The organism is Deltaproteobacteria bacterium, assembly GCA_016177765.1.
In the GTDB taxonomy this organism is placed as follows: domain Bacteria; phylum UBA10199; class UBA10199; order JACPAL01; family JACOUP01; genus JACOUP01.
Genome location: JACOUP010000008.1, coordinates 1,117,424 through 1,136,605, shown reverse-complemented (window position 1 = coordinate 1,136,605; position 19,182 = coordinate 1,117,424). Strand labels below are relative to the sequence as shown.

General features: G+C 54.8%; 18 protein-coding genes and 1 tRNA gene. 12 read left to right on the top strand and 7 right to left on the bottom strand.

Annotation, left to right across the window (positions count from 1 at the left end; genetic code table 11):
* Positions 1–85 precede the first annotated feature (85 nt).
* From HYS22_08000 to HYS22_07945, 12 genes are all read left to right on the top strand, one after another.
* Positions 86–1,264, top strand: coding sequence for a MaoC family dehydratase (locus tag HYS22_08000; GenBank protein MBI1910094.1), 1,179 nt, complete (start codon positions 86–88; stop codon positions 1,262–1,264).
* Positions 1,264–3,228 carry a protein meaA gene (locus HYS22_07995; GenBank protein ID MBI1910093.1) on the top strand — a complete coding sequence of 655 codons (1,965 nt, stop codon included), beginning with the start codon at positions 1,264–1,266 and terminating at the stop codon, positions 3,226–3,228. Before HYS22_08000 ends, HYS22_07995 begins: the two co-directional genes overlap by 1 nt.
* Before the next feature lie 12 nt (positions 3,229–3,240).
* Complete coding sequence (gene ccrA / locus HYS22_07990) at positions 3,241–4,461, top strand: crotonyl-CoA carboxylase/reductase (protein ID MBI1910092.1); 1,221 nt, start codon at positions 3,241–3,243, stop codon at positions 4,459–4,461.
* A gap of 58 nt (positions 4,462–4,519) precedes the next feature.
* The gene (locus HYS22_07985) at positions 4,520–5,380 is read left to right on the top strand and encodes a 3-hydroxybutyryl-CoA dehydrogenase (GenBank protein MBI1910091.1); all 861 of its coding nucleotides are present in this window, start codon (positions 4,520–4,522) and stop codon (positions 5,378–5,380) included.
* The gene (locus HYS22_07980) at positions 5,313–5,786 is read left to right on the top strand and encodes a peptide chain release factor-like protein (protein ID MBI1910090.1); all 474 of its coding nucleotides are present in this window, start codon (positions 5,313–5,315) and stop codon (positions 5,784–5,786) included. Before HYS22_07985 ends, HYS22_07980 begins: the two co-directional genes overlap by 68 nt.
* A gap of 36 nt (positions 5,787–5,822) precedes the next feature.
* A complete protein-coding gene (locus HYS22_07975) occupies positions 5,823–7,166 on the top strand; it encodes a tetratricopeptide repeat protein (GenBank protein MBI1910089.1) in 1,344 nt (447 codons plus the stop codon).
* A 121-nt stretch (positions 7,167–7,287) separates the two neighbouring features.
* Entirely contained in the window at positions 7,288–8,463 is a 1,176-nt protein-coding gene (locus HYS22_07970; protein ID MBI1910088.1) for a hypothetical protein, read from the top strand.
* A gap of 6 nt (positions 8,464–8,469) precedes the next feature.
* Positions 8,470–10,464, top strand: coding sequence for a hypothetical protein (locus tag HYS22_07965; protein ID MBI1910087.1), 1,995 nt, complete (start codon positions 8,470–8,472; stop codon positions 10,462–10,464).
* Between the two features lies 1 nt (position 10,465).
* Positions 10,466–11,665: a CxxxxCH/CxxCH domain-containing protein gene (locus tag HYS22_07960; GenBank protein ID MBI1910086.1), complete on the top strand. Its 1,200-nt coding sequence runs from the start codon at positions 10,466–10,468 to the stop codon at positions 11,663–11,665.
* An 88-nt stretch (positions 11,666–11,753) separates the two neighbouring features.
* Positions 11,754–13,274 carry a B12-binding domain-containing radical SAM protein gene (locus tag HYS22_07955; GenBank protein ID MBI1910085.1) on the top strand — a complete coding sequence of 507 codons (1,521 nt, stop codon included), beginning with the start codon at positions 11,754–11,756 and terminating at the stop codon, positions 13,272–13,274.
* Positions 13,275–13,381: 107 nt separating this feature from the next.
* A tRNA-Glu gene (locus HYS22_07950) sits at positions 13,382–13,454 on the top strand.
* 25 nt (positions 13,455–13,479) lie between these two features.
* Positions 13,480–14,097, top strand: a complete 618-nt coding sequence (locus HYS22_07945; GenBank protein ID MBI1910084.1) for a pyridoxamine 5'-phosphate oxidase family protein — start codon at positions 13,480–13,482, stop codon at positions 14,095–14,097.
* 16 nt (positions 14,098–14,113) lie between these two features.
* Here the strand turns inward: HYS22_07945 and HYS22_07940 are convergent, their stop codons facing one another.
* From HYS22_07940 to HYS22_07910, 7 genes are read right to left on the bottom strand one after another with little or no spacing between them, the layout of a single operon-like run.
* Entirely contained in the window at positions 14,114–14,815 is a 702-nt protein-coding gene (locus tag HYS22_07940; protein ID MBI1910083.1) for a Bax inhibitor-1/YccA family protein, read from the bottom strand.
* Positions 14,816–14,834: 19 nt separating this feature from the next.
* The gene (locus HYS22_07935) at positions 14,835–15,920 is read right to left on the bottom strand and encodes an Mrp/NBP35 family ATP-binding protein (GenBank protein ID MBI1910082.1); all 1,086 of its coding nucleotides are present in this window, start codon (positions 15,918–15,920) and stop codon (positions 14,835–14,837) included.
* Positions 15,910–16,479 carry a hypothetical protein gene (locus HYS22_07930; protein MBI1910081.1) on the bottom strand — a complete coding sequence of 190 codons (570 nt, stop codon included), beginning with the start codon at positions 16,477–16,479 and terminating at the stop codon, positions 15,910–15,912. Before HYS22_07930 ends, HYS22_07935 begins: the two co-directional genes overlap by 11 nt.
* The gene (gene nusB / locus HYS22_07925) at positions 16,445–16,885 is read right to left on the bottom strand and encodes a transcription antitermination factor NusB (GenBank protein MBI1910080.1); all 441 of its coding nucleotides are present in this window, start codon (positions 16,883–16,885) and stop codon (positions 16,445–16,447) included. Before nusB ends, HYS22_07930 begins: the two co-directional genes overlap by 35 nt.
* Positions 16,886–16,887: 2 nt before the next feature.
* Positions 16,888–17,364, bottom strand: a complete 477-nt coding sequence (locus HYS22_07920; GenBank protein ID MBI1910079.1) for a 6,7-dimethyl-8-ribityllumazine synthase — start codon at positions 17,362–17,364, stop codon at positions 16,888–16,890.
* Positions 17,364–18,578, bottom strand: coding sequence for a bifunctional 3,4-dihydroxy-2-butanone-4-phosphate synthase/GTP cyclohydrolase II (locus tag HYS22_07915; protein ID MBI1910078.1), 1,215 nt, complete (start codon positions 18,576–18,578; stop codon positions 17,364–17,366). The genes HYS22_07920 and HYS22_07915 overlap by 1 nt, the downstream gene beginning before the upstream one ends.
* Positions 18,575–19,180 (bottom strand): riboflavin synthase, encoded by a 606-nt coding sequence (locus HYS22_07910; protein MBI1910077.1) that lies wholly within the window; start codon positions 19,178–19,180, stop codon positions 18,575–18,577. The genes HYS22_07915 and HYS22_07910 overlap by 4 nt, the downstream gene beginning before the upstream one ends.
* Positions 19,181–19,182: the final 2 nt, after the last annotated feature.

Sequence of the window (19,182 nt, the reverse complement as noted above, 5' to 3'; positions counted from 1 at the left end):
GGGAACTTCCCCGCTTATCGGGGAAGATGTCCCGGAGGGACAGAAGGGGCGGATGGGGATAAAGGGGAGGGTGGAGGATTTAAAAATGTCTGAGCGTAAAATCCCGATCACCAAACAAAAAGAATTAGCCAAGACTGTTCCGATTAATCTGCCGGAGGGGATCAAGAAACCAGAATACGGCCGGACGCTGGAAGAGTTCGTGGAGGGACAGGTCTTTACGCACCCCCGTGGGTTCACCATTTCTGATTCTTTTGCCCAAGAATTTGCCACCACCTTTCTCGACACCAACCCGCTTTATCTCAACGCCGAATACGCCAAGGGGCATGGCTTTCGGGGTCAGGTCGTCCCACCGCTGATGGTCTTGAACCTCGCCCTCTCGATGGGGGTCCAGAATGATTCGGAAAAGGCGGTCGCTCATCTGGGTTACTACGACGTCGTCTTCCCACGCACCGTTTATCCCGGAGATACCCTCCGTTCGATGACAAAAGTTCTGGCACGACAAGATCGGGGGGAAGGAAAACCAGGGATTGTCACGGTACGAACCGTCGGCCTGAATCAAAAAGATGAGATTGTGGTCCAGTATGATCGAAAAATCATGATCCCGACAGGAAAGGAAAAAAAATTGGCAGAGTCAAAACCAGGAATCCTGCCGGAGATCGGCGCCGCAACCGCCTGGATCCCAAGAGCAACCTCTCCTTACCCAAAACTTCTGACCGGTCCCAACACCTATTTTGAGGATTTTACGGTTGGCGATATCATCGTCCATGCCAATGGCCGGACAATTTCTGAAGAGCACTACGCCTGGACCTACCGTTTGGGGAATACCCATCCGCTCCACTATGACAAGATTTATACCCAGAGCCGCAGTGGACCGCTCTCCGGCCAGCCGGTCGTCTACGGCGGCCTTGTCTTTGCCTGGCTGGCGGGACTCGCCTCACGAGACACGACCGAAAATGGTCTCTGGGATTTTGGTTATACCGAGGGGTACCACACCCAACCGGTCATCGCGGGGGATACGGTTTACGCCATCTCCCGGGTCCTGCACAAAGAACCACACCCTGACCCGATCGACGAAAAGATCCCGGCTGGGATGGTTACCTTTCAACTGATCGGCGTTAAAAACAGAAAAGGGAGTGAGGCGTTGGAAAAGTACGGCGCCGATCTTTTTGTGAAGGAAAACGACAAGAAGGCTCTCGGCAAGGAAAAAATTCCGGAAAAGATTTTCGAGATTGAACGAAGGGTGTTGATCAAAAAGAGGCCTTAATGCACGATAATCCCTGGCTCATTCGAACCTACTCCGGCCATACCTCGGCTAAGGAATCGAACAGGCTCTACAAGAAAAATCTGGCCAAGGGACAAACCGGGCTTTCCATTGCCTTCGATCTCCCGACCCAGACCGGTTATGACTCGGACCATACCCTCGCCCGGGGGGAGGTCGGCAAAGTCGGCGTCCCGATCGCCCATCGCGGGGATATGGAGGCCCTTTTTGACGGAATCCCGCTTGCAAAAATGAACAGTTCGATGACGATCAACGCCACCGCGATCTGGCTTCTGGCCCTCTACGCCAGCGTTGCTGAAAAACAGGGGGCCTCCCTTTCGAAATTGCAAGGGACCACACAAAACGATATCTTGAAGGAATACCTCTCTCGCGGCACCTCTATTTTTCCGCCGGAACATTCACTCCGCTTGACCACCGATCTGATCGCTTACACCGTCCGGTTCATGCCCCAATGGAACCCGATCAACATCTGCCCCTATCACCTGCAGGAGGCTGGAGCAACGCCGGTGCAGGAGATCGCCTTTTCCATCGCCAATGCGATCGCTGTGCTGGATGCGGTGAAAAATTCGGGCCAGGTTTCCAGTGAAGATTTCCCGAAAGTGGTCGGCCGAATCTCCTTTTTTGTGAACGCCGGGATCCGGTTTGTGGAGGAACTCTGCAAGATGAAGGCGTTTGTCCGGTTGTGGGACCAGATTACTTTCGAGCGTTACGGGGTCACCGATCCCAAATACCGAATTTTCCGCTACGGCGTTCAGGTGAATTCCCTTGGACTGACTGAGGCCCAACCGGAAAACAACATCGCCCGCATTATCTATGAAATGCTCGCGGTGACCCTTTCCAAAGAGGCGAGGGCCCGCGCCATTCAGCTTCCCTGCTGGAATGAGGCGATCGGCCTCCCCCGTCCATGGGACCAACAGTGGTCACTCCGGATCCAGCAGATCCTCGCCTGTGAAACAGACCTGCTCGAGTACGAAGATATCTTCAAAGGTTCTTCCGTCATTGAGGAAAAGACGGGTGAACTGGCAGACTCCGCAAAGAAAGAATTACAGAAGATCGAAGATCTCGGCGGGGCGGTGAAGGCGATCAGCATCATGAAACAATCTCTGGTGAGTTCCAATGCGGCGCGGGTCAAGTCGGTCGAATCGGGCGCAAAAGTGGTTGTGGGGGTCAACCGGTTCACCGAAACGGAATCCTCCCCCCTGCTGGAACAATTTGACGGCGGTTTTTTAAAAATAGACCCGAAGGCCGAGGCGGAGCAGGTCCGGCGCCTCCAACTCTTTAGAAAAAAGCGAAATAAGAGAGAAGTTCAAAAATCTCTGGAGGCCCTTTTGCGCGCCGCCGAGAAGAAAGAAAACCTTGTGCCGGTTTCCATTGAGGCGGCCCGGGCCGGTGTCACTACCGGTGAATGGGCCTCCACCCTTAGGCAACTCTTTGGGGAATACCGCGCCCCAACCGGTCTCACCGGAACCGGACTCTCCGGTCAATCAATGGCAGAATCAGATTCCAACTCCTTTAAAAATCTTCGATCAGAAGTTGAAAAAGTCTCAAGGAAATTAAAAGGGCGAATCCGGATCCTTGTCGGGAAGCCGGGACTGGACGGTCACTCCAACGGAGCGGAACAGATCGCCCTTCGCGCCCGCGATGCCGGGATGGAGGTGATCTATCAGGGGATCCGTCTCACTCCAGATGAGATCGTCTCTTCCGCCCGAGATGAAGGGGTCCATGTCATTGGGCTCTCGATCCTGTCTGGGTCCCATCTCTCCCTCATTCCTGAGATTATCAAGGGGCTCAAAAAAGCCGGTATTGGCAAAGTACCGGTCGTTGTCGGCGGGATTATTCCGGAATCGGATAAAAAGAGGCTCCTCAAGGCGGGGGTCAAACGGGTTTACACCCCCAAGGATTTTGAACTGAATCAAATCATGATTGATATTGTCCGATTGCTGGGATAGTAAAAGTTCTCCATGCCCAAAGCAATTTACGCCATCGGTGAAATCCCGCCTCGAGGAGTTGTTCCCAAAAAGATGTGGGCCCAGGTCATACGGCAAAGCCGGTTTGGGGAACCGAAAGAGGCCTTCAAAATGGAAGAGATGCCGGTTCCCTCGATCGGGCCGGATGAGGTCTTGGTCCAAGTCATGGCGGCCGGGATCAACTACAATAATGTCTGGGCCGCCACAGGGGTGCCGGTGGATGTCGTCCGTCTGCACGAAAAAAAGGAGGCGGAGGAAAATTTTCATGTCGGTGGGAGTGACGCCTCCGGAATTGTCTGGGCGGCAGGCAGTGAAGTCCGGAATGTCAAGGTGGGGGACGAGGTCGTTGTCCATTGCGGTTGGTGGGACAAGAATGACCCGTGGGTCAAGGCGGGCAAGGACCCGATGCTCTCCCCCTCCCAACTGATCTGGGGATACGAAACCAACTGGGGGAGCTTTGCCCAGTTTACCCGGGTGCAGGATCATCAATGCCTTCCCAAACCGAAACATCTCTCTTGGGAAGAGGCCGCTTGTTACATGCTGGTCGGGGCGACCGCCTACCGAATGCTTCATGGCTGGCCGGAACACACGGTACAAAAAGGAGACGTCGTGCTGGTTTGGGGGGCCTCTGGTGGTTTGGGGTCCATGGCGGTTCAGATCGTCAAGGCGGCCGGTGGAATTCCGGTGGCCGTTGTTTCCGATGACGATAAAATCCCTTACTGTCTGAAACTGGGGGCCAAGGGGGTTTTGAACCGGACAAAATTCCATCACTGGGGAATGCTCCCTCACTGGAAAGATGCAGATAATTATTCAAAATGGTTTGAGGGGGTCCGCTCCTTCGGGAAGACACTCTGGGAGGTTGTTGGAGAGAAAAAAAATCCGAGGATCGTCTTTGAACACCCCGGAGAAGGGACCATTCCCACCTCGATGTTTGTCTGTGACACCGGAGGGATGGTCGTCATCTGCGCCGGGACCTCCGGGTTCAATGCCACCCTCGACCTTCGTTACCACTGGATGCGGCAAAAAAGACTGCAAGGATCGCACTTTGCCAATGATCAACAGGCCAAGGGGATCAACGACCTGGTCACCCAAAAAAAAGTGGGACCCTGTCTCTCCAAAACCTTCTCGTTTGAGGAAACCGGCCCTGCCCACCAACTGATGAAGGAAAACAGGCACCCGCCGGGGAATATGGCGATCCGGGTGCAGGCGAAATGATCGCCTTGACATTCCCAACCGACAAAATACAGTGGTACTTATTTCCAAAGGAGTTTTTATGAAAATCAAAAAAATAGGGGTTATCGGCGCAGGACAAATGGGGACCGGTATCGCACAAACGGCGATCCAGTTTGGCTACCAGGTCTGTCTCCGGGATGCCAACGAAGAACTAACCCGCAAAAGTAGCGCCAAGATTGAAAAAGGGCTTGCCCGGTTGGTCGAAAAAGGAAAGCTGACAGAGGATCAGAAAAAGGGCCAGATGGCCCTTCTGCAATCTTGCCCGGACCTTCACTGCGTGGCGCAAAGTGACATCGTCATCGAGGCGATCACGGAAAACCCGAAACTGAAGATGGAACTTTTTAGGGAATTGGATAAGCTGGCACCCAAAGAGACAATCCTCGCCTCCAACACCTCTTCCATATCCATTACCCTATTAGGCTCTGCCACCAGCCGACCGGAGCAGGTGGTGGGAATCCACTTTTTTAACCCGGTCCCGGTCATGAAGCTGGTTGAGATTGTGCGTAGCCTCAGAACTTCCGACGCCACCTTTCAAGCCGCCATGGGGCTTGCAGAATCGATGGGGAAAACGCCGGTCCCTGTTAAGGACTCCCCCGCCTTTGTCGTCAACCGGATTCTCTTGCCGATGATCAATGAGGCAATCTATGTCCTGCAGGAGGGGATCGCGGATGCCAAGGCGATCGATACCGCCATGAAACTGGGCTGTAACCTCCCGATGGGGCCGCTCGAGCTGGCCGATTTCGTGGGACTCGATACCACCTTGGCCGTTCTTGAGGTTCTGTACCAGGACATGGGGAATGACAAGTACCACCCGGCCCCGCTTCTCCACAAATATGTGGAGGCCGGTTGGTTGGGGCGTAAATCAGGGCGCGGATTTTTCGATTATTCAGCGCAAAAGTAATTTGTTCTCCGTCTCTCCCGCTAAAGAAAAAGAGCTGTCCAACCGGATGCAACGTCTCGGCGTTCACCCCGAGGATCTTGAGGAAAGTTTTGTCCGCTCCTCCGGGGCTGGCGGTCAGCACGTCAATAAAACCTCGACCTGTGTCTGGCTCCGTCATTCCCAAACCGGCCTGGAGGTTAAGTGCCAGATCTCCCGAAGTCAGGCGATGAACCGGTTTCTCGCCCGGCGCCTTTTGTTGGATAAAATAGAAACCCAAGTCTTGGGAAAAAGGAGCGAGGAACAAAAAAGGATTGAAAAGATCCGCCGCCAGAAACGACGCCGCTCCCGCCGTGCCAAAGAGAAGATGTTGGCGGATAAACGCCGCCGCTCCGAGAAAAAGAGCCTCCGGCAAAAACCGGGCTTTTAACACAACCCATTCCGCGCTCCCCCGATAATAAGCCCGATGGTGACTCGTTCCTCATGGACATTTTTATTTACCTCAGAGGATCCTGCCTTTTCGCTCCTCCGTGCGCTCCGGGAACGGGGTGTTTCTTACGACGCGATCGACCAAGGGTACCACGAAATCGATTACTCCCAGCCGGGCCCCAACATGACGATCAAAGGGGCTCAGGATGGAGAGATTGACCCGCGCGAGGTGTATGAATACCTCCTGGATCATGCCGATCAATACCGTGATCTTGTCAACGGACTCGGCGGCAAACCTCTGGCGTGGGAACTGGATGACCTGGATCCCAAAACCAACTTTGACGCCGAGATTCGTGCCAAAGTTCAAGGGGCGATTGACTCCCTGGATAAAATCCTTCGTCAGCAAGGGCTCACGCCAGGGACTGACCCGTACAAGGAAAAAATGGCGGTCGGTCTCTTTTATTTTGCCCTTCTGCACCGCGATAAAAAACTGATCAGTGCCGATCTCGGTCCCTTCTTGCTTCAGACGGCAGAACTTGCCGACACCGGTCTTGACCAGTTTCAGTTCTATCTCACATCCACCGGGGGCTTGGGATTAACGGATTTCACCGGTGATGCCCCTGTTGAGGCAACTGCTCTGGAGGCCCTTGTGGGGGGTGTCGGCTATTGCACTGAAAAGATCAATATTCTCTTTGCTGCCTTTCGACAGGCTGGCCTTGACCCTTTCTTCGTCTATACGACAGGAGAAACGGTAGCTCAATCTGGTGCCCAAATACCTGAAACACAAAGTCAGAATGATCATATCTATCTTGGTCTCACCATCGGTCAAGAAAGACGTTTCTTTGACCCAACACTACTCACCTCCAAGGCCTCTTACCCCAACAATTACCCGCTTCGCCCGATCCACTATCTGGCGATGCTGAAGATGAATCGGGGGAACGATTTTATGAAACAGGGAAAAACGGAAGAAGGGTTGAGGGAGCTTAACCAGGCGGCCTCGTTACAGCCAAACCTGGCCCAGGTTTATCTTCATCTCGGTAGTTACTATTCCGGGGAAGATCCGGAAAGGGCCTTGGCAAACTTTCTAAAGGCACGTACCGCTAACCCCAATTATGCGTTGGCCCACGCGGCACTCTCCCAACTTTATTTCCTGCTCCAAAGGTTCGACGAGGCAATAACATCCGGCAGAGAGGCGGTCCGTCTTAATCCCAACGATGCCGAGGCCCATTTAGTATTGGTTTTTGCATTAAATGCCACAGGAAAGGTCGAAGAGGAAGAAATCCACAAGGCTCAGTATGTCAAGTTAGACCCAAGTGCCAGAATCGCCGAAAAGTGGCTAAAGAGATTTTCTAAACCGAGCCCTGATGCAGGAGTCAAGTAAGTACACCCCCAGAAAGTTGGCTTAACTGATTGAATTTATTATAATCCGACCTGATTAGAATCAGGGCAACTTTTCCACCCCCCGTCCGAGAACCCTAAGGGGTTCATTTTTCTCCCCTTTTATGGCTACTGACGTCAAAAAGATCTCTCTTCTGCTGGGTGTCATTCTCCTTTGCCTGCAGGGGTGTGCCGATATCAAATCGGCCGACTCGGATGGGGGTGAAAACCAGATCCTGCCCAGTGAAAGTGAGGCGTTGTTCCCGCACCCGGACGGATGGGCCGAACCAACATCACATGGGGAGTGGGTCCGCCAAAATGGTCTTCAGGCTTGTCTCAACTGTCACAAAGAGGATTCCTATAAAAAGAATGATACCCCCCCAACCTGCCATTCCTGTCACCCCCTTTTCCCACACGAAAAGGAGTGGGGCACCAAGGAACTCCATGGAGAAACGGTTTTGAGAAATGGCAAGGCATTTTGCACAGGATGCCATGGCGCTGATCTTCAAGGGGGGCTTTCACAAATCTCCTGTCACCAGTGTCACCCAATCTACCCCCATTCTTCCGACTGGAAGAATCCTTCCCGTCATGGAAAAACGGTTGAAGAAACCGGCAAGAAATTATGCGTTAATTGTCACGGGTCCGACGCCCCCCAAAAATTTTTTGGAGAGTCCTGCCACAGCTGTCATGCGATCTACCCACATCCCTCCTCCTGGGTGGAGGACCACAAGACAAAGGCCTTGGGGATCGGTCTGTCCACCTGCCAGGCCTGTCATGGAACCGATTTTAAGAATGTGTTAAACGGGAAAACCTGTTTTTCCTGTCATCAGAGTTACCCGCACACCGACCCTCGATGGGCGACCGGTTTTGGTCACGGCCGCTATTTTTCAAGCCAATTCAAAAGCCCTTCCACTGAAGCGGAGTGTTGGGACTGTCACGGTTCCCCTATTCCCTTTAATGGCACCCAAACAAGAGAGGAACTGAAAAACCAATCCTTCTGCTACCAGTGTCACTGGGCCTACCCCCACAAGCGGTATGAGACGGCCAATGGCCCCAAGGACTGGGGTGTGGCGACCTTCCCGCCGGGGCTCGGTCACCTGTACTATCTGATCCAAAGCGATCTCCTGCTGGACTCCCGAGGTTCACACCCGACAACAAACGACAACGATCCTTGGTTGATCCCGGCCGTCCGGGCAACCTGCGGCGGTTCAACGGAAGGGAGCTGTCATGTCAATGGGAACCGGTCGGAACCGGCCGATCACGGGACAAAATTGTGCGGCGGGTATTGCCATAAGAGGTAAAATAAGATGGGTGGAGACGGTAGAATCGTTGGAACAGCAACCAGTCGCGGGACCCTCATCCATGAGGATCTCCGGCAGAATGGGGCCCTCTCGGTTGACGGAAGATGGAATTCCGAGGGGGACACATCCGTCTATGGCGAATTCGACGGCGCCTACTTCCTCCGGTGGGACGACGACCGCTACACCCTTATCCCCGGAGAGGCCTTCGTCGGCCTTCGGAAGGGGGTTGTTGATCTTCGAGGAGGGCTCCTCTTTGGCGCCCCTTTCTGGAGTTACGAGCGGTTTGCCGGAGGCCGCGTCCAACTGGATCTTCCCTGGATTGCCGCCGAGGTTTATGGCGGGCAGACAATCATTGACCTCTGGGAAAATGGTGTCCCGGTGCCACAGGGAGATAACCTTCTCGTCGGCGGCGGTCTGGCCGGCGGTCCCCCACTTTTTCACTTGAAGGTCAATTACGAACAGGAACTGGAGACAACCGGTCCGATCGTTGAGAGAAGGGGTTCCTATCTTCTCACCAGTCGCCCGGGATGGGACCGACTCCTCCTCTTTTCGAGAGGAAAGATGCTTTTGATCCGGGAAGGTCATGAGGTGACTGCCGGAGGTCATCTGGATGTTGTGCCCGGGAAAGTCGGTGTTGAGCTCGCCGGTGTCGTCTCCAACCTCCCCCCCTTCTTTGAATTCGAGGAGGTGGAAACAGCCAATGTCGAAGACCAGCGGGGCCGTGTTGCCGTTTCGGTCAGCCCGACGGGAACGATCCAGACAACCGTTGCCGGCGAGGCGGGGCATTTCTTCTGGGGGGGTGAGGTCGGCGCCAACACCGCCTACGGCGGGGCCTCCTTTCTCTACCGTGAAAACCGGCAACAAAAAGGAGGGGATACCGGGGTCCTGGCCTATCTCCTGATCCCCCTGACCGATCAGCTTGCCGTCAGGCCTTATGCAAATCTCTTGATGGAAAGGGGGGAGGAGATCAGTGGTCCCCACAACCTGCTCGACACCGGAGGAAGGGTCACCTGGACCCCCTGGAGAGAATTGGGCCTTTCGGCGGGAGGGGGCTACGCCTTCACCCCACTCACTGGAAACGGGGCGTACGCGATGGTCAGCCTTGTAGCCGGGATCGCCGCAGGGTCAGCGGCCAATCCCCCCCCTGTCCTTGCCACCCCCCTCGCCTCGCAAGGAATGGCCCGATCTCCCACCCTTCTGAAGAGGAGGCGATTCGGCCCCCTGATGAAAGAGGCGACCAGTTTTCCCCACCAGGTACATCTGACCGATGAGGGGGTCAGTGACGCCAATGGAGGGAGCCCCCTGACCTGTCCCGAATGCCATTCCCCATCCCCCCTCATCCGTCTCCCGCAACCAACGATGCAAAGGATCTGTTCCAACTGCCATGAATGGGAGGAGGCGTTGGAACCGATTTTTTCAAAACTGGCGCGTGTGGAACACCCGGGAAGGGTTGAGGGTCTCTCCTGCCCTTCCTGTCACGGCCCGATGGAAGAGATTGAGGAACCGACCGGCGGTATAGGGACCCTTGTTCTCTACCCGCATTCAACGGAAGTGGCCAGGACCCGCGGACCGGGATGGCAAGACCATGGCCTCCGGCAAGATGCCAGCTGTCCGGTCTGCCATGCAGGCGGCGTCTCATACAAGGAGCGGACTATCCCAGCCTGCACCTCCTGTCACGACATCTTCAAACCCCAAAACTACCTGGCCCAGATGCCACACCCCGACGGGTGGCGCATCGGTCACGTGATACAGGCCAGACGCACCGTCGAACCTTGCACCACCTGTCACAGCAACTTAAGCTATTGCCGCGACTGTCACAGGAAAGAAGGGGTCACGCTCCGCGATCTCCATCATACCGATTTTATGAGAATCTCCCGCGGAAGGATGAGGCATGGCCTGACGGCGACCCAGTCAAGCGTGGCTGTCTGCGCCGTCTGCCATACGCCGCAGGAGTTTCAGAAAAGAGAGGGCCGCGAGGAAGTCTGTACGAGGTGTCATTGATATGGACCCATTGTCAGCAACCGGTTTGATTTTTATTTTCGGAGTGGTCTTGGGGGCCTGCGAGAAGTTTTTTGCCCCCCCTCCTGACGAAACAGAGGGGGATGTTTGCAAAAAATGCCACACCAGCCCCGATGAGCCAGCCTCTTCTTCTTTTCATCTGTTCGGAAGAGCGGACCAAGGGGCCCATGATGCGCACCGGCAGACCAGATTCACCAGACCGATCGGCTGTCCGCAGTGCCACACGCTACCGACCCCTGAGACCCTTTGGGAGACACCCACCCATATCAATCAATCCGTTGATATTTACGCGCAGGACAACCCCTGGATTCAAGGTTACGATTCGCTGACAGCGGAATGTACAACAGCCTGCCACGTCCCACGTCGCTGGACCGAAAAACATGAGGAGAACTGCAGTTTCTGTCACACGAAAACAGTCCCTCCCCACGATATTACCGATCGCCGTATATGTTCCCGTTGTCATACCGAGACGATCGGATCCGACGGGCAGTTTATTTCTCTCGATAAACATATCGATGGGGCGATCGAGGTCCGGCAAAATATCTGCGAAGGGTGCCACGAATACCCCCCAGACTCCCACATGGCCAACCAGCCCGATGATGTGGTCACTCAACTGATCATGGGGTGTGATCACTGCCATCTCGAAAAACCGGTCTCCGGATTCAGGACTTCGGTGGATGACCCCCACAGGAGTGGAACAGTCGACTTCCAAGAAAACCTCTGCGTCTCCTGCCATGATTTTCCTCCCACAGATGGAGCTCACCCAACACACACCAACGACGCCGGGATCGCTTGTACCACCTGCCATGAGGCGCTTCCGACAACGGACGATACTATTTTCTATCACATGAGCACCACCACCAAGGTCAGTTTTCCAGAAGGGCCGGCGATGATCAACCACCACGGCGACCCCCTGCAACCGGCTTGGGATGACAGCGCCAAGACCTGCAGTTCCATCGGGTGCCACGGGGCAGGCTTAGCCGCAGGGCAACTCATGAGCCCCCTCTCTTGGGACGACCAATCGGGGGAAGCCAAGGAATGCGGCGCTTGTCATCACGTCCCCCCCTCTGAACCTGAATTTCACCAGCTCTTCCAGTCTCAGGGAGAATCTTCTTGTCCCGAATGCCACACCCCGGTCCCTTCCGAGGAACATGTGAATGGGGAAGTCAATTTAAGACCTTAGCATTTTGATCCGTTTCAAACATTCTGAACGAATAGATTTTCCATAAATATTGACAGTCTGCAAATCCTTGTAGGATAAAGTCTGGCGGATGAAGTTTTACCTCATCAACCCGAAATTCCCGGATACCTTTTGGGGTTTTCGTCACGTTGCCAACATCGGTGGCTACCGTTATGCGATGGCCAACCTGGCCCTGCCGACCGTCGCGGCGATGATCTCGCAGGACCATGAAGTCACAATCGTTGATGAAAATATCGAAGAGATTGATTTTGAGACCGATGCGGAGGTCATCGGCCTCACCGGATTCAACATCCAGTCGGAACGGATGTATGCCATTGCCGATTTTTTCCGTCAAAAAGGGAAATTAGTTGTTATCGGGGGCCCCTACGCCTCGCTCTGTCCTGAGGAATGTGCGCCGCACGCCGATGTCCTGATCGTGGGGGAGGCGGAGGGGATCTGGCCGCAGTTCCTTGCCGATCTGGAAGATGGCCAATGGGGACACCGCTATGAAGAGAAGGAAAAGATTGATATCACGACTTCACCCATCCCCCGCTGGGATCTCCTCAAAATCCGGCATTACGGACGGATCCCTGTCCAGACCACAAGAGGCTGTCCCTTTAGTTGTGAATTTTGCGACGTGATCGTCTACCTTGGCCAGAAGGTCCGCCAGAAGAGGCCGGAACAGGTCTGCGCAGAACTGGACGCCCTCTACCCTTACCTCTGGAAGGCCGGGCGTGACTCCGTCTTCTTCGCCGATGATAATTTCATCGGCAACAAGGGGCATGCCAAGAATGTCTGCCGACAGATCATTGAATTAAATCGCTCCTTCAAACGCCCTCTACGTTTTTCAACACAGGTCACGATCAATCTGGCCAAGGACAAGGAGCTGTTGGAACTGATGGCCGAGGCGAATTTCCAAAGTGTCTTTATCGGGATTGAAACTCCGAACAAGGAAAACCTTTTGGATATCCAAAAACCTCAGAACATGGCGGGCGATATGATTCAGGATGTCCGGACCGTCCAGTCTTATGGTCTTTTCGTCTGGGCCGGGATGATCGTCGGCTTCGACAACGATACCCAGGCGGTCTTCAAGGAACAACTGGATTTTATCAATGAGGCCAACATCCCGATCTCCATGACCGGGATGCTCAACGCCCCGGCCAACACCCCCCTCTGGTCCCGCCTCCACAAGGAGGGGCGTCTTCTGGAAGGACACCAGTATATCGATCAGGCCGACACCAATATTATTCCGAAAAGGATGACCGCCGAAGAGTTAAGGCAGGGGTACGCCCGCCTGATGACGGAACTCTATTCCTATGAGAATTACGAAAAACGTCTCAAAGGGTTGGTAGACACCATAGAAAGAGAACCAAGCCGCCGCCGGAAAAAACCCTCTTACCGGAGGGCCGCCGTCAACACGGCCCGGCTGGCCAAGATGATCCGGCACTACCTGTTGACCGGAGACCGGCAAAAACGGAACTTTTTTGTCTCTACGGTCTCCCATATCCTTAAAAAGCGGCCCCACTACCTCAAGGAAGGACTCTGGCACCTCGCCGTCCACAAACATTTCCACGAATACAGCCACCAGCTGGCCAAAAATGTCGGTGTCTAAGTTTCCCAAGTAGTCAATTTGAGGTTGCAGTCTAGCAGGAGTCTTGGTAGGCGTGGCCCCGGTTCAGCTTGGACGCGTTATCACAAGAAACAAGGAGAACGAGGTCGGCTCCCATCGTCTAGTGGCCTAGGACGGTGCCCTCTCACGGCACAAACACGGGTTCGAATCCCGTTGGGAGCACAAAAATAAAAGTTAAGGACAAACCATGCCCTCTTTAGCCCCAGACTCTCTCTCTTCTCTGATCACTCAATCCTTCACCGACAGGAAACGTCCAGCCTACGGCCAGCTCGCCACGGCGGACCTTGATGGAACACCACACGTGCGTGCGGTCCATTTTCACCTCATCCCGGAACGGGAGGCGCTTGCCTTTAACTGCCACACCCTCTCCGCCAAGTGGCAGCAACTCAGCCAGAATTCGAGGCATGAAGGTTGTTTCTTTGATCCCTACAGGCTCGTCCAGATCCGGTGGCGGGGAATAGCGGAACCGCTCAACCCGCGGGATCCCAACGAAAAAACCTTTCTGGACCAGATGTGGTTGCGGATGCGGCCCGATGTCAGAGGAGAATACTGGATTGATTGCGGGGGAAAATCGTCGAACGTCAGCGAACGGGCCCCCAATCTGGGAACCATCCTCTGCCGGCCGTTTCTCTGGGATATTTACAAGATCAGCCAGAAAGAAATACCGACAGTGGCCCGACTGATTGATTCCTTATGGCCCGGCAAGATCTCCTTCGGGGAGTACGGCAAGGGGGAAAGAACCATCCACGAACTTAAAAATGGCCGGTGGGTCTCCCGAAAAGTCTCACTTCTGAATGGAAAGTAAAAGGACCCGTCCTTTACTATCTTCGACGATCCCCAAAAAGTCTGAGGAGCATCAGGAAGAGATTGATGAAGTCGAGGTAAAGCGCCAACGCCCCCAGGATCGCCATCTTGGCGTACCCCTCGCTCTCCTCCTGAAAACCGGTCGCCATCACTTTTAACTTCTGGGTATCATAGGCGGTCAACGCGACAAAGATGACGACGCCAATAAGGGAAGTAAGGTAGTCAAAGGCGCTACTTTTGAAAAAGAGATTCACGACGGAGGCCAGGATGACCCCCCAGAGCCCCATGATCGCGATCCGTCCGACACCGGTCAGGTCTTTCTTGGTGAAGTACCCGTAAACGCTCATCCCCCCGAAGGTGCCGGCGGAGATAAAGAAAACCTGGGCGATCGACTGGCCGGAATAGATCAGAAAGATCGTGGAAAAGGTCAGGCCATTGAGAGCCGCATAAATGATAAAAAGGGTTGTCGCGGCGGCAGGACTCAATTTCTGAATTCGCGCCGAGAGGATAAAGACCATCGCCAGCTGGGCAATGATAATAAGAATCAAATTTCCGGAACTGCCGAGGATCGCCTTCTGCATTGACGGCTCGCTCGCTACAAAAGCGGCAACAAAACCGGTGAGGGCCAGCCCCAGTGCCATCCAGGTGTAGACCTTGGTGAAGAAGCGGCCCAGAACCGCCGAGACCGAAGACTGTGCGACAATATCCTGCCCGTTCATAACCCCCCCCTTTTTTAAATTAATGCAATGATGGTAATTCTAACTCACCCTGAAAGTTGCTCACGCTCTGGTGCGCCGCCACCTGCCTGGCCATCTCGATGAACCGTTTGGACTGCGCCGCCGAAGGATCCCTCGCGACAATCGGCCGCCCGTCATCGCCGCTCTCGCTGGTTATGGTTTCCAGCGGAATTTCTCCCAGAAATGGCAGTCCCAGAGTTTCGTAACGGCCGCTCGCCCCCTTGTGAAAGACCTCATGCCGCGTCTTGCATCCGGGGCATTCAAACCAGCTCATGTTCTCCACCAACCCCAGTACCGGAACGTTGGTCACCTGAAACATCTTGATCGCCCGTTTGACATCCGCCAACGCCACATCCTGAGGTGTGGTGACAACAACCGCCCCGGAGAGCGGGATCAACTGCGCCAGCGAGAGCTGGACATCCCCGGTTCCCGGCGGAAGATCGACAACAAGATAATCCAGTCCCCCCCACTCCACCTGTTCCAGAAACTGCTGGAGCATCTTCCCCAGCATCGGTCCCCGCCAGATTACCGCCTCATTGGGAGGGAGGAGAAACCCCATCGACATCAGTTTGAGGCCAAAACGTTCCAAAGGTTCAATCCGGTTGTTGCCGACAATTTTTGGTTTTTCCCCTTCCTGAATGCCAAACATGATCGGGATGGAAGGGCCGTAGATATCGGCGTCGAGCAGGCCGACCGAGGCCCCTTCGCTCTGGAGGGCCAGCGCCAGATTGACCGCCACCGTCGATTTACCAACCCCCCCCTTGCCACTCCCGACGGCAATGACATTCTTCACCCCAGGAATCCTTTTCTCATCCTGCGAGGGGATCCTGCGGGACTTGACCTCCGCCCCCCAGGCCACCTCAATTTTTCCGATCTGGGGAAAACCTCTTTTGAGAGTCTGATCAATCTCATTTTTGATTGTTTCTTTTAAAGGACAGGCCGGGGTTGTCAGGACAACGGTCAGAAAGATATCGTTTCCCCGGATCTCCAGATTTCGGACCATCTCCAGAGAAACAATATCCCGTCCCAGTTCCGGCTCCTTGACCGTTTTCAAAAGGGACATCACTGTTTCGTGATTAAGCGACATCAGCACTGACGCCCTTCTCCCCTTCCACCGACTCTTCATCATAATGAAGGGTCACGGAAGGGCCAAAATCCATGTTGCGCCGGCGGGCCTCATTCTCCCAACGGGGTTCCTCGGAGCAAACAACCCGAAATTCCTCTTCCCCGCATTTCATGGCAAGCATCGTGACAAAGGAGCGGATCAGGCCCCGCCAACCCATAAAGTCACTGGCCAAGTCGGAGAAGGAGATGACAAATTCGGTCCCCTTCAGGAGCTGGATCTTGTCGATGATCGCCGAAAAGGCCTCGGTGAGCCTTTTTTCGGTGGCCTCCGTCGAAAGACCGAGGCCAAAGAGGAGGATCTCCGGAGAACCGATCCGCCCGGAAGAGGGCATCATTAGCGCCTCCATGAACTTCCCCTCGATCTTCCCCTTGAGGATCAGTTCGGAGAGCCGACCGTTCAGACGCCAGTCCAGAAGCCCGACCTGCCCTTTGAGAGGCCGAAGGTCTTCAAAAAATGTGGCGACTGCAAGACGGGCCCCTGTCTCGTCAATCGGTTTTGTGGTGAGCGCCAGATGAATCACCTTTTGTCACTCCCTTGGCCATCGGGTCCAGGATGCCATTGATAAAGGCCCCGGACTCCTCGGTGCCGAATTTTTTGGCGATCTCGATCGCCTCGTCCAACGTAACATTGATCGGGATGTCGCGTCGATATAAAAGTTCATAAGCGGCCAGACGGAGGATATTCCGGTCCACAACCGCCATCCGCGAAAGCCTCCAGTGGGCGGAGTGTTTTTCGATCAGCTGATCAATCTCCTCCCGGTTCCGATAAGTCCCCTCCACAATCTCTGTGGCGAAGTCTCGAGTCTCCGACGAGATCTCTTGCTCCCTCCAGAAGAGGGGCAAGACCTGTCGCGGCTCGGTATCGGTCATCTCGACCTGATAGAGTACTTGCAATGCCGCCTCTCTCGCCTTCCGCCTTTGGCCCATCCTTATTTTATCCTTAACCTAAAAATCATCTCCAAGGCAGCGGCGGCCGCCTCTTCCCCCTTGTTTCCGTGCCGGCCGCCGGCCCGCTCCAAAGCCTGCCTTACCGTGTAGGTCGTCAAAACACCATTCCCGACCGGGATCTCAAAATCATAGGCCACCTGGGCGATCCCCCGTGCCGCCTCCCCGGCCACAATCTCAAAATGGGCCGTCTCCCCCTTAATCACCACCCCCAAGGCCACGAGGGCGTTATACCTTTTGGAACGGGCCAGCCGCTTCAAAAGGAGCGGGATCTCCAGGGAACCGGGGGCCTGAAAAACATGAATATCCCGAAGTGAGGCCCCCCTCTTTTGCAAGAACTGCCTTGCTCCGGCCTCCAGCTTTAATGCAATCGACCGGTGGAAACCACTCACAACAAGCGCAAAGCGCAATCCTTTTGCGGAAAAATTGTTTGGAAGGGATTTTAAATTTTCAGTTTTCACTACGCCTTCTTCAAGAGGTGTCCCAGCTTTTCCCTCTTTGTCTTGAGATACCTGGCATTTTTTTCCGAGGGTTCGATTTCGATCGGGACCCTCTCGACAATCGTGAGATTGTACCCCTCAAGCCCCACAATCTTTCTGGGGTTGTTGGTCATCAGCCGGATCTTGGAAAGCCCGAGATCCGCCAGTATCTGCGCCCCGATTCCGTAATCCCTCAGATCCGCCTGAAACCCCAGTTTTTCGTTCGCCTCCACGGTATCGTACCCCTCTTCCTGAAGGGCATAGGCCCGAATTTTATTCAGGAGGCCGATCCCCCTCCCCTCTTGCCTTATATAAAGGAGGACCCCGTGCCCTTCCTTGGCAATCCTCTCCATCGCCGCGTGGAGCTGTTTGCCACAATCGCAACGCTCCGATCCGAAGGTGTCCCCCGTCAGGCACTCTGAGTGGACTCGAACAGGCGTTGGTTCACCCGGACGAATCTCCCCACGGATGAGGGCGATATGGGTGCATTGATCGACATCGTTCTCATAGGCAATCAGCCGGAAGTCTCCAAATCCCGTTGGCAGATTGGCCTCGACAATCCTTCGCACCAGTTTTTCCTTCTGCATCCGGTAGCTGATCAGATCGGCAATAGAAACAATCGGGAGGTTGTGCTCCTTGGAAAATTTTTCCAGATCCGGCAGGCGGGCCATGGAGCCGTCTTCCTTCATAATTTCACAGATAACACCGGAGGGTTTCAGGCCTGCCAAACGGGCCAGATCAACAGAACCTTCCGTCTGGCCGCTACGCACAAGGACCCCCCCCTTCTTGGCCCGTAGCGGGAAAACATGGCCGGGCCTCGTGAAATCGGAAGGTTCTGCCTTGTCATCAATCGCCTTAAGAATCGTCACGGCCCTGTCGTGGGCGGAGATCCCGGTCGTTGTTCCCTCCCGGGCATCGATAGAAACGGTAAATCCGGTCCCGAAGGGGGAGGTGTTCTCCATCACCATCGGTTGGAACCCTAACCGACCCGCCCTCTCTACCGTCAGGGTCAGACAGATCAGACCTCTTCCATACCGGGCCATGAAGTTGACCGCCTCCGGCGTTACCTTCTCGGCCGCCATGGCGAGATCCCCTTCGTTCTCGCGATCCTCATCATCCACAAGGATCACCATCCGGCCCCGACGGATCGCCTCAAGGGCCTCTTCTACCTTCTGTTGGGGGGATAAAAGTTTCATTTTGGAAGACTTCCTCTATATCGGGCGAGCCTGTCAACCTCCAAATTGATCTGGTCAGAGGCCTTCCGGTCCTTCAGATTCGTGACTTTGAGGGTATGAGGGATGAGAAATATTTTAAAAGTAGACTGCCGGCGGTTGACCTTTGGGTGGAGCACCCTGTTGATCGTGAGACTCACCCCGTCAATCGCGACCGACCCCTTCATCAAAATAGACCGCGCCAATTTCTTTGGGAAAGAGATCGTCCATTCCGCCCCATTGGGGTATTTTCGAAGAGAGACAATCCGGCCCATGGCATCGACATGGCCGGTCACAAGGTGCCCTCCAATCCGGTCTCCAAACCGGAGGGACCTCTCCAGGTTTACCCTCATTCCTTTTTGAAGCAGACCGAGTGTGGTGATTTTTAAGGATTCACGGGCGACATCAAATTCGAGGAGGCCGCTCCGGTACCGGACCAGCGTCAGGCAACAGCCATTCACCGCGATACTCTCACCAATCTTGACGCGGACCGGCCGAGACTTCGGTCTGAGGACAAGCCGGACCCCCGCTGGAATCCTCCGCGTTTGGCAAATAATCGCTGTCTGTTCGACGATGCCGGTAAACACCG

Coding starts and splice junctions, on each gene's coding strand:
- HYS22_07915 (MBI1910078.1), bottom strand. CDS start 18,578: ATGAAACTTTTATCCCCCCAACAGAAGGTAGAAGAGGCCCTTGAGGCG.
- HYS22_07995 (MBI1910093.1), top strand. CDS start 1,264: ATGCACGATAATCCCTGGCTCATTCGAACCTACTCCGGCCATACCTCG.
- HYS22_07965 (MBI1910087.1), top strand. CDS start 8,470: ATGGGTGGAGACGGTAGAATCGTTGGAACAGCAACCAGTCGCGGGACC.
- HYS22_07985 (MBI1910091.1), top strand. CDS start 4,520: ATGAAAATCAAAAAAATAGGGGTTATCGGCGCAGGACAAATGGGGACC.
- HYS22_07935 (MBI1910082.1), bottom strand. CDS start 15,920: ATGTCGCTTAATCACGAAACAGTGATGTCCCTTTTGAAAACGGTCAAG.
- HYS22_07945 (MBI1910084.1), top strand. CDS start 13,480: ATGCCCTCTTTAGCCCCAGACTCTCTCTCTTCTCTGATCACTCAATCC.
- HYS22_07940 (MBI1910083.1), bottom strand. CDS start 14,815: ATGAACGGGCAGGATATTGTCGCACAGTCTTCGGTCTCGGCGGTTCTG.
- HYS22_07960 (MBI1910086.1), top strand. CDS start 10,466: ATGGACCCATTGTCAGCAACCGGTTTGATTTTTATTTTCGGAGTGGTC.
- HYS22_07975 (MBI1910089.1), top strand. CDS start 5,823: ATGGTGACTCGTTCCTCATGGACATTTTTATTTACCTCAGAGGATCCT.
- ccrA (MBI1910092.1), top strand. CDS start 3,241: ATGCCCAAAGCAATTTACGCCATCGGTGAAATCCCGCCTCGAGGAGTT.
- HYS22_07980 (MBI1910090.1), top strand. CDS start 5,313: ATGTGGAGGCCGGTTGGTTGGGGCGTAAATCAGGGCGCGGATTTTTCG.
- HYS22_07955 (MBI1910085.1), top strand. CDS start 11,754: ATGAAGTTTTACCTCATCAACCCGAAATTCCCGGATACCTTTTGGGGT.
- HYS22_07970 (MBI1910088.1), top strand. CDS start 7,288: ATGGCTACTGACGTCAAAAAGATCTCTCTTCTGCTGGGTGTCATTCTC.
- HYS22_08000 (MBI1910094.1), top strand. CDS start 86: ATGTCTGAGCGTAAAATCCCGATCACCAAACAAAAAGAATTAGCCAAG.
- nusB (MBI1910080.1), bottom strand. CDS start 16,885: ATGGGCCAAAGGCGGAAGGCGAGAGAGGCGGCATTGCAAGTACTCTAT.